The 9,018-nt window shown below is 67.7% G+C and carries 11 protein-coding genes; 3 read left to right on the top strand and 8 right to left on the bottom strand.

What is annotated here, in order from left to right:
- Positions 1-71: 71 nt before the first annotated feature.
- The 4 genes from ACQPYM_RS12365 to ACQPYM_RS12350 are packed head-to-tail and all read right to left on the bottom strand — an operon-like array spanning position 72 to position 2,407.
- Complete coding sequence (locus ACQPYM_RS12365; protein ID WP_433019510.1) at positions 72-812, bottom strand: isocitrate lyase/PEP mutase family protein; 741 nt, start codon at positions 810-812, stop codon at positions 72-74.
- Positions 805-1,581 (bottom strand): SDR family NAD(P)-dependent oxidoreductase, encoded by a 777-nt coding sequence (locus tag ACQPYM_RS12360; protein WP_433019507.1) that lies wholly within the window; start codon positions 1,579-1,581, stop codon positions 805-807. Before ACQPYM_RS12360 ends, ACQPYM_RS12365 begins: the two co-directional genes overlap by 8 nt.
- 29 nt (positions 1,582-1,610) lie before the next feature.
- Positions 1,611-1,961, bottom strand: a complete 351-nt coding sequence (locus ACQPYM_RS12355) for an ArsR/SmtB family transcription factor (RefSeq protein ID WP_433019504.1) — start codon at positions 1,959-1,961, stop codon at positions 1,611-1,613.
- The gene (locus ACQPYM_RS12350) at positions 1,958-2,407 is read right to left on the bottom strand and encodes an SRPBCC domain-containing protein (protein WP_433019501.1); all 450 of its coding nucleotides are present in this window, start codon (positions 2,405-2,407) and stop codon (positions 1,958-1,960) included. The genes ACQPYM_RS12355 and ACQPYM_RS12350 overlap by 4 nt, the downstream gene beginning before the upstream one ends.
- A gap of 189 nt (positions 2,408-2,596) precedes the next feature.
- On the opposite strand from ACQPYM_RS12350, the gene ACQPYM_RS12345 reads away from it, so the two are divergent.
- Positions 2,597-3,919 (top strand): SGNH/GDSL hydrolase family protein, encoded by a 1,323-nt coding sequence (locus tag ACQPYM_RS12345; protein WP_433019498.1) that lies wholly within the window; start codon positions 2,597-2,599, stop codon positions 3,917-3,919.
- Positions 3,920-3,930: 11 nt separating this feature from the next.
- Here the strand turns inward: ACQPYM_RS12345 and folP are convergent, their stop codons facing one another.
- The 3 genes from folP to ACQPYM_RS12330 form a co-directional block, all read right to left on the bottom strand.
- Positions 3,931-4,716: a dihydropteroate synthase gene (folP, locus tag ACQPYM_RS12340; RefSeq protein ID WP_433023259.1), complete on the bottom strand. Its 786-nt coding sequence runs from the start codon at positions 4,714-4,716 to the stop codon at positions 3,931-3,933.
- Positions 4,717-4,768: 52 nt separating this feature from the next.
- Positions 4,769-5,740, bottom strand: coding sequence for an LLM class flavin-dependent oxidoreductase (locus ACQPYM_RS12335; protein WP_433019495.1), 972 nt, complete (start codon positions 5,738-5,740; stop codon positions 4,769-4,771).
- 75 nt (positions 5,741-5,815) lie between these two features.
- Positions 5,816-7,273, bottom strand: coding sequence for a peptide MFS transporter (locus ACQPYM_RS12330; RefSeq protein WP_433019492.1), 1,458 nt, complete (start codon positions 7,271-7,273; stop codon positions 5,816-5,818).
- Between the two features lie 87 nt (positions 7,274-7,360).
- Here ACQPYM_RS12330 and ACQPYM_RS12325 point away from each other — a divergent pair, with 87 nt between their 5' ends.
- Together ACQPYM_RS12325 and ACQPYM_RS12320 are read left to right on the top strand one after the other, a co-directional pair.
- On the top strand, positions 7,361-7,522 hold the full coding sequence (locus ACQPYM_RS12325; RefSeq protein WP_433019489.1) for a hypothetical protein: 162 nt from the start codon (positions 7,361-7,363) through the stop codon (positions 7,520-7,522).
- An 8-nt stretch (positions 7,523-7,530) separates the two neighbouring features.
- Complete coding sequence (locus ACQPYM_RS12320; RefSeq protein WP_433019486.1) at positions 7,531-7,707, top strand: hypothetical protein; 177 nt, start codon at positions 7,531-7,533, stop codon at positions 7,705-7,707.
- A 13-nt stretch (positions 7,708-7,720) separates the two neighbouring features.
- Here ACQPYM_RS12320 and ACQPYM_RS12315 read toward each other — a convergent pair whose 3' ends face one another.
- On the bottom strand, positions 7,721-9,007 hold the full coding sequence (locus ACQPYM_RS12315) for an erythromycin esterase family protein (protein WP_433019484.1): 1,287 nt from the start codon (positions 9,005-9,007) through the stop codon (positions 7,721-7,723).
- Positions 9,008-9,018 lie beyond the last annotated feature (11 nt).

The following is a 9,018-nucleotide window of genomic DNA, read 5'->3' as shown; positions in this document are numbered from 1 at the left end:
CGACAAATACGCGTACGGGGTATCGGCGACCACCCAGGGGCGCCCTGACCAGAGGGCGCCCCGGGTCAACCTCAGTGCATTGACGAGACGGTGGTCCGCAGGTGGTCGAGGGCGTCGCGGTACAGCTGTGGTCCCACCGAGACCCGAGCCACGCCGATCGCGCGGAGCTCGTCGAGTGATCCACCCTTCAGCGGGAAGCCGGCATTCACGGGGACGTCGACCGCTCCGATGATGGCTCGGAGGTCGTCCAGACCGGCGCCGGCGGGGAACACACAGTCAGCACCGGCCGACCTGTACGCCGCCGCGCGGCTGATCGCATCGGCAAGCTTGTGGTCGTCGGTCAGCGGCGAGGTGGGAAAGAAGGAGTCGATCCGCGCATTGATGACCAGCGGCACCCCGGCACGGTCGGCGGCCGCGCGTACCTGCGCGAGGTAGCCGGCGCGGACAGAGACGTCCATCAAGCCACCCTTGACGTGATCGCTGTCCTCGATGTTGCAGCCCGCGGCACCGATCCTGATCAGCAACTCGACCAGCTCCTCCGGCGCCAGCCCATAGCCGGCCTCGGCGTCGACGCTGACCGGTACGTCGACCGACGACGCGATGCGTCGGGCAACGAACATCATCTCCTCGACCGGAGCACCCTCACCGTCGTCATAGCCCAGCGCGGCGGCGACCGCATTGCTCGCGGTCGCCACCACCGGGAAGCCTGCGTCCACGACCACGCGGGCACTGCCCACATCCCAGGCATTGGGCAAGACCAGCGGATTGCCCGGGACGTGGAGGGACCGCAGCAGCTCGGCGTGATCAGTCAACGAGAGCTCCGGCGGTGAGATTGGCGATCGTTCCGGTCATCGCACCCGATCGATCCGAGGCCAGGAACGCGGCCGTCTCCGCGATCTCGGAAAGCGTCGGCAGCCTCTTGAGCAGAGTGCCTTGGGCCAAACCGCCTTCGAGAAACTCCGAGACTGACTGCCCACCGGCCGCCGCCATCGGCTCGAAGAGCTCCCCGGTGTACGAACCAGCCGCCGGCGCATCGGCAACAGCGTGCGGGCGGATACCGATCACACGAATGTTGCTAGGGGCAAGCTCTGCCGCGAGAACCCGCGAGAACGCTTCCTTGCCGGCCGCACTCACGCTGTGCCCCAGAATGCCGCCGACGGCAAGCTTGGACCCCGGCTCGGACAAGGTCAGAATCACCCCGGGACGCACCCGCCCCATATGCGGCGCGACCGCCTTGCTCGTGATGAACAGCGTCCGCAGGAAGCCGTCGATCGGCCGCAGGAACTCCTCCAGCGAAAGGTCCGCCAGCAAAGTCCCCTGGTCGTGCATGACACTGACCGCATTGACGGCGATGTCGATACTCCCGCCCGCCACCGCAACCTCGGCCGCGTGCTTCTCGACCGCCTCCTGATCGAAGACGTCGACCTGCGCGGTCTCGACCTTTCCACCGGCGGCGGCGATATCCCGCGCCACCATGTCGAGTTTCGCCTGCGTGCGCCCGGCAATGAAGACCCGAGCGCCTTCCCGGGCGAAGACCCGGGCGATCGCGCCACCGATCGCTCCCCCACCGCCGTAGATCACGGCGTTCTTGTCAGCGAGCAGCAATCCACTCATGAATTCTCTCCAGAGGTTCGTTCGGCCTGAAGCCGTTCGGCCAGGCGCTTGATGCGGTTCAGTCGTGCATCCCAGGACTTGCCGACCTCGTTCAGCTGCCGTACTGCGCGGGCGAGTTGCGCGTCGTCGACCTCGTACCGCCGCTCGCGTCCCATCGGGGTCGCGTGCACCAGTCCGGCGCGGTCGAGGACGCCGAGATGCTTGGTGACGGCCTGGCGCGAGATCGGGAGATGGTCGCTCAGGCTGGTCGGCGTACCGACGCCTTCGGTCAGCAGCAGGTCGAGCAGGCGACGCCTGACCGGGTCGCCGATCGCGGACCAGAGGTCGTCGTCGATGGCAACGCTCATCGCGCCAGCACCGTGGGCGCGTACTTCTGCAGCCGGGGCAGGAACAGATCCCAACCGCGCTCGTGGTCGAGGAAGGCCTCCTCGAGCACAGCCGCCTCCCAGCCCTTCTCCCGCCAGCCCGTCTCGGTCAGGCGCAAAATAGTCCCACTGCCGGATGCCTCGAGCTCGAAAGTGACCAGCAGCGAGTTGTCCGCGGCGGGCACCTCGCCGGCAGGAGCGACCCACTGGAACGAGAACTTGCGCGGCGGATCCACGTCCACCACCGTGATCGCCTCCACCGCGGCCCGGTCGCCCCACACCACTTCGCCGACCGATCCCGGCACCAGCTCGAACGAGGCGTCGTCGGGCCACCACATCTTGATGTGCTCGGGCCGGCTCACCACCTCGAAGACGATCTCCGGCACCGCCTCGATCCGGATCTCCCGTTCCAGCTTTCCGAACTCCACAGCAGACCTCCAATAAGCAACCATCGGTTGCACATGACTCTAACCGCCACCCAGGAGATCCGCAACCATCAGTTGCATAACCTGCGCCTCGGGCAGTTTCATCCTCCGGACCGCAACCTTCGCGGGGTTTGGAGCATCTGGTGGAGGGGACGACAAAGTTTGGGAGTGTTGGGTGCTGGTGTCGCGGAGGTGGGGTCCTTTCTGGCGATGGTCGCTGTGGCGCTGATGCAGTTGTCGCTCACCCCGGCGGCGGCCGAGGAGCCGGTAGGTGGTTGGCGGGCCGCGTGGTTGACGGCGATGCAGCAGCCGAACGCGAATCCGAACTGGTCTCAGCAGGGTTTTGCGGCGGAGTCGGTGCGGCAGGTTGTCCGGCTGTCGGCGGGCGGGCCGAAGGTCCGGATCAGGATCAGCAACCAGTACGGCGAACGCCCACTCCGCTTGACCGGCGCGACCGTGGCGCGAGCCGCCCAGGGTGCGGCGGTCGAGCCTGGGTCGGTGAGGACGGTCCGGTTCGGCGGGGCCGAGACGATCAGCGTCCCGATCGGCAGCCAAATCGCCAGCGACGCCGTCAACCTCCCCACCGCAACCGCCGGCGACGCCGCCGCCGTTCCAGCCGCAACCGCGACCGCGAGCGCGCGTGCGAGCGCGGCAGCGGCAGCGAGCCCGACCGCGGCGGCGACCGGGAGCGGCGGGGTCCGGCTCGCGATCACGTTGTACTTCGCCGACTCGACGGGGGCGGCCACCTTTCACGAGTACGGCGCGGCGGGGGCTTCGTACCGGGCAACCGGCGACGCGCGAGACGACACCAGCGGAGCGGCGTACGGGGAGGTGGGTGGTAGTTGGTACTTCCTGGCTGGGGTGGATGTGAGTGGGGTGGGCGCGGGCTCGGTGGTTGCGTTTGGGGACTCGACGACGAATGGGTTCCGCACTAAGCCAGGACTTCGGTACCCGGATCTGCTGGCGGCTCGTCTGACCGCCGCTGGGCGACCGATGCCGGTGCTCAACGCGGGTCTGGGTGGGGGTCGACTGCTGAACGACTCGGACTGTTTCGGGGAAAGTGGGCTCGCCCGGTTCCATCGCGACGTACTGGACCAGCCTGGGGTGAAGACCGCCGTCGTTTTGCTGGGGATCAACGACATCGGCTATCCCGAGCTCCCGGCGACGCCCTGTCTTACTCCGAACCCGGAGATCACCGCTGAGCAACTCATCGACGGCTACCGCACTCTGATCCGGGATGCCCATGCGCGGGGGATCCGCGTAGTCGGGGTGACCATTCCGCCGTTCCGTGGCGCGGACGTCCACACGGAGCGGAGCGAGCGGCTGTGGGCGGCCGTCAACACTTGGATCCGGACCACGGAGGAGTACGACGCCGTCGCCGACTTCGCCGCCGCTTTAGCCGACCCGGCGGACCCCACCCGCTTGGCGCCGCAGTACGACAGCGGTGACCACGTTCACCCCAACGAGGCCGGCTACCGCGCAATGGCCGAAGCCATCGACATCACCACCCTCTGAAGTAGTTGCTCTCAGCTACAACGGGCGCGCAGGGCGGAGTGGATGGTGAGGGCGTCGGTGAGGGCGGCCGTGTCGTGGGTGCGGATGAGGTCAGCGCCTTGGGTGGCTGCGTAGAGCTCGGCGGCGAGGGTGGCGGGGCCGATGTCGGCGAGGGCGGTGCCGGTCAGGGTGCGCAGGAAGGACTTCCGGGAAGGGGAGACCAGGATCGGTCGGTCGAATTGGGCTTTCAGGGTGCTGAGGTTGGCGAGCACCTTGAGGGACGGTTCCGGAGTACTGCCGAGGAAGTGTCCGAGTCCTGGGTCGAGCACCAGGCGGTCGACGCCGGCTGCCTGGAGGTTGGCCAGGCGTTGGTGGAAGAAGCGCTCGATGCCTTGGTAGACGGTCGATGCATCGGTGCGTACTTCGGTCGCCGGGCCGCGGCGCTGGACCGAGTGCATCACGATGAGCGTGCAGCCGCTGTCGGCCAGCTCGGCATAGCGTTCCGGGTCGGGAAAGCCCTGGATGTCGTTGAGGTACGTCGCGCCGTGGGCGGCGGCGAAACGCTGGGTCTCCGGCAGGAACGAGTCGACCGACACGGGAATGCGAGCGGCCACCAACTCGTCCAGCACGACGGCGAGCCGCCGGATCTCCTCCTCCGCACTCACCCGCTGAGCACCAGGATGGCTCGCTGCCGGGCCGAGATCGATGACGTCGGCCCCGCCTTCCACCAGCCGCCACGCTTGCGCCAACGCGTTCTCGGTCGCCAGGTACTTGCCGCCGTCGGAGAAGGAGTCGGCGGTGACGTTGACGATCCCCATCACCAGCGGCCGCGAGGTAGTCACGCGCGCCACAGTACTTCGACGAAGGGGGTCAGAGTCGGCTGATTACCTGTGGAAGGACCTTGTTGGCTAGCAGCTGCAGCGACTCCAAGGCGCGGCTGTGGGAGATGCCTGGGAGGCGGGCCCAGTGGGCGAAGTGGGTGAAGTGGATGTCGTGGTGGAGGGCAACTAGTTGGTCTGCCACTTCTTGAGGGGTGCCGACCAGGTAGTCGTTTCGGCGGGGCGGCGGGAGGTCAGGCTGGCCGCCGTACTTGGCGATGTGGCCTTCCAGGTAGGCGATTCCGGGTGCGGCTTCGGCCCATGCCTCGTCCGGGTCCTCGGCTACGTGCAGGACGCTCGTGCAGGTCAGTGGATGACCCGGTGCGATCTCATCCAGCAGAGTGCGGCGGGCAAGGAGGTCGGCAGGTTTGGCGCAGTAGATGATGACCGCGTCGCCCAGGCGGGCCGCGCGACGGAGGCCGGCTCGCGTGACTCCCCCGACGTAGATCGGGATCTCGCGTTCCGGCTGGGGCGTGATTCGCAGTCCGTCGTACGACCAGTGCTTGCCGTGGAACTCGATCGGCCCGGGCGACCACGCCTGGCGCAGGAGCGTGACGCCCTCTTCGAGCAGGGTGCCGCGATGCCGGCGTTCAGCGCCGAAAGCGGCGAACTCCTCCTCCGCGTACCCCTGCCCAACGCCGAGCACCAGGCGCCCACCCGACACCAGGTCGGCCACCGCGGCGTCTTCCGCAACTCGGAGCGGGTGATGAAGCGGCAGTACGACGATGTTGGTGCCGATCCGCAGCCGGGTGGTTCGCGCGGCAATGGCGGCTGCCATCACGAGCGGCGAAGGCAGCAGCCCGTCGGGCGTGAGGTGATGCTCCGACATCCAGACCGCGTCGAAACCCAACTGATCGGCCAAGGCGACTTCCTCGAGACTCTCGGCGTAGTACCGGGAGACGGGGTCGAGGTTGGACAGCGGCCGGCGGAAGTCGTGCAGGATTCCGAAGGTAGGAACACTCATCTGTCCCAGGCTGCCGCCTTAAGCCCACGAGATCCAATGCCGAGTTTCAAGGACTTGATGCGCGATGGACATGAGTCAGTGGATGCCACTCATCAGGCGCCGGATGGCCGGAGTGGCTGCCCCCAGGGCGAGGCCGAGCAAGAGGGCGACGACGCCGATCACTCCGAAGTACGCGGTCTCGTGGTCGGCGCTGTAGAACTTGGCCAGTACGCCGGACATCGCCGTCCCCAGCGCGATCGAGAGGAAGAACAGCGCGACCATCTGGGTGCGGAACGCCTCCGGGGCGAGCTTGGTCGCCAGCGAGAGGCCGACCGGCGACAGGAGCAGTTCGGCGATCGTGAAGACCAGCAGTACGCCGGCCAGGCCCAGCAGCGGCGCACTGTTCGGGCCGCCGCCGGCCATCGGGAGGAACAGCAGGAACGCGATCCCCATCACGGCGAGACCGAGGCTGAACTTGACCGGGGTGGACGGCTGGCGGGAGCCGAGTTTCGTCCACAGGGCAGCGAAAACGCCGGACAGGATGATGATCATGATCGGGTTGATCGACTGGACGAACGACACCGGCATCTCCCAGCCGAAGATCGTCCGGTCGAGCCGCTGGTCGGCGTAGATGGTCACCACGGTGAACTGCTGCTGGTACAGCGACCAGAAGGCGGCGCTCGCCAGGAACAGCGGGATGAACGCGAGGACGCGCCGCCGCTCGATGTCGGTGGTCTGCCGGCTGCCCAGGATGACCACGAAGTAGGCGATGGCGGCGACCGCGCTCAGCACCACCACCGCGGTGGCGAACCGTGAAGCCGGCAACACCCCGGACACGAGCACAACCACCAAAACCAGTACCGCGATCGCCACGAAGATCGCGACCCGTCGCAACGCCGCACCCTCGATCGGGTTGGGCACCTGCCGTGCCGTGTCGGCCAGTTTGCGCCGGCCGATGCTGTACTGGACCAGGCCGAGCGCCATCCCGACGGCGGCCAGACCGAAGCCGTAGTGGAAGCCGGCCTCCTTCTGCAGCAGCCCGGTCAGCAGTGGCCCGACCAGTGCACCGAGGTTGATGCCGAGGTAGAAAAGGGAGAAGCCGGCGTCGCGACGCTCGTCCCCCTCGGAGTACAGGCTGCCGACCAGCGAGGTCGCGTTGGCCTTGACCCCGCCGCTGCCGAAGCCGATCAGCACCAGGCCCACGCCGACACCGGCCAGACCTGGGATCAGCGCGAGCGCGATGTGGCCGAGCATGACCACCGCAGCGCTGTAGAACAAGGTCCTTTCGGCACCCAGCAGGCGGTCCGCAAGCCACGCGCCGACGATCGTGGAGAGGTAGACGAGGCCGCCGTATGCGCCGACGATGCTGGTCGCGGTGCCTTCGTCGATCCCCAGTCCGCCCTGGGCCGCGGAGTAGTACAGGTAGATCAGCAGGATGCCCTGCATGCCGTAGAAGGAGAACCGCTCCCACAACTCGACCCCGAACAGATTCGCCAGCACCGGCGGCTGACCGAAGAAGGTACGGCTGGACTGGGGCTGGGTCTCGGTGGTCACGGCATCATCCCTTCGTCGGCTCGCACGATCGGTACCCGCACGCACGATCCTCATGCGATGACCCTCCGTTTCCGCCACCCTGGCGTCATGACCGAACCGTGGCCCGACCAGCTCGAGGTGGCCTTCGACCCCGAAGCCCTCCACCGCGAGCGCCAGACCGCGGTCCGCACTCTCCGGATCACCGCGTGGGGCTGGCTCGCCCTCGCACTCGCCGGATCTTCGGCCGCTCCTACCTCTTCGTCCGGCTGAAGTCCGGCGTGAAACCCGACGCACCTGTCGTCGCCGGCCTCGCCGAAGTCCACGGCCCCACCAGACGCCGTCTCCCCTTCACCCCGCGCGGCCCTCGATTGTTGCTCAACACAATCAACCTTCCGGCGTCCGAGCTCGCCCTCGCAGTACGCCACTACTCCACCAGTCAGCTGACGATCGGCTGACCGCAGCAACCGGCTAGGCGTCCAGGGCCGCGAACGGGTGGCGCGGATCGGCCGGGGCTTCGGTGGCGCCTCCCAGCGGAGTGACCGCCGTGGTCTCGTCGATCCAGCAGTACTCGTCGAACTGCACCGGCAGGACGGCGTCGAAGTAGTGGCTGGCCAGCTCGGTCTGCGGCCGGTAGACCACGCCGATCGCGCGCTCCAGCCGCTGCTCACACAGTGACCGGCGCAACTCGGCATCGATGTGACCGCGCCGCAACGGCAACAAAAACGCGCCCTGATCGGCCTGGTGGAACAGGTGTTCGTAGCTGCCCGGCCGCCCGGGCTGGACCTGCATGACCTCTGGCTCCTGCCCCCAGGCCGGTGCGGCGAGCACCGTTCCGTGGTCGGTGCCGAAGCCGATGTGGTACGAACCGATTCCGGACTTCGCCCGCACCAGTTGCCCGAGGTTCAGCTGTCCGCGGGCCGACATCGCAGTGGCCCTCGCATCGCCGAGATGCGAGTTGTGCGCCCAGATCACGCCCTTCGCCGCTGGTCCGTGAAAGTCCAGCAGCGCTTGCAAGGTGGTGAACATGTGCCGGTCGCGGAGGTTCCAGGACTCCTCGCCGCCGTAGTACATCGCGCGGTAGTACCGCTCGGCATCTCGCGCGACCGCGGCGTTCTGCTCGGCGTCGAGGAACTCCTCACCCCGGCCGGTCCGATAGCTGTCGCGACGCCGGCACAGCTCGTGCAGCACCGCCACGACGTCGTGCTCACACGCGCGATATCGCTGCCTCACCGCAGCCTTCCCGTACGCCGCCGGGTTCGACTCGTACGGCGTCAGGCACCCGTACCGCTCCCTGGCAAGTTCCCCCAACTCCGGGTCTTTGTCGTCGAGGTACTTCACCACCCGCTGGATCGAGTCCTGCAAGCTGTACAGGTCGAGCCCGTGAAACGAGACAGCATGTTCCGGATCCTGGTCGTTGTGAGCGCGCAGCCACGTCACGAAATCCAGTACGTCGGTGTTGCGCCACATCCACTGCGGAAACCGCCGGAACCCGGACTCCACCGACTCGGAAACCCCAGCGCGGACGTAGCGATCGATCAACGCGGCATCGGGCCAGTCCGCCTCCACGGCAAGGAAGTCGAAGCCGGCCCGCTCGATCAGCTCCCGGGTGATCCGCTGCCGCACCCGGTAGAACTCACTCGTCCCGTGCGACGCCTCGCCGAGCAGAACCAGCCGGGCGTCGCCGATCCGCTCCAGCAGTCCACCCAGCTCGGGCTCCGCCAGGTCCGCGATCGGCTCACCGGCAAGCTGCACCATCACGCCTCCTC

This window comes from Kribbella sp. CA-294648 (assembly GCF_050943845.1).
In the GTDB taxonomy this organism is placed as follows: Bacteria; Actinomycetota; Actinomycetes; order Propionibacteriales; family Kribbellaceae; genus Kribbella.
Note: the sequence above shows the minus strand (reverse complement) of the source record. Positions and strands in the feature narration are given on the sequence as shown.

Bases quoted from the DNA above. Each gene is read 5' to 3' on its own strand.
- folP (WP_433023259.1), bottom strand. From the start codon at position 4,716: ATGGGGATCGTCAACGTCACCGCCGACTCCTTCTCCGACGGCGGCAAG.
- ACQPYM_RS12315 (WP_433019484.1), bottom strand. From the start codon at position 9,007: ATGGTGCAGCTTGCCGGTGAGCCGATCGCGGACCTGGCGGAGCCCGAG.
- ACQPYM_RS12325 (WP_433019489.1), top strand. From the start codon at position 7,361: ATGACCGAACCGTGGCCCGACCAGCTCGAGGTGGCCTTCGACCCCGAA.
- ACQPYM_RS12355 (WP_433019504.1), bottom strand. From the start codon at position 1,961: ATGAGCGTTGCCATCGACGACGACCTCTGGTCCGCGATCGGCGACCCG.
- ACQPYM_RS12335 (WP_433019495.1), bottom strand. From the start codon at position 5,740: ATGAGTGTTCCTACCTTCGGAATCCTGCACGACTTCCGCCGGCCGCTG.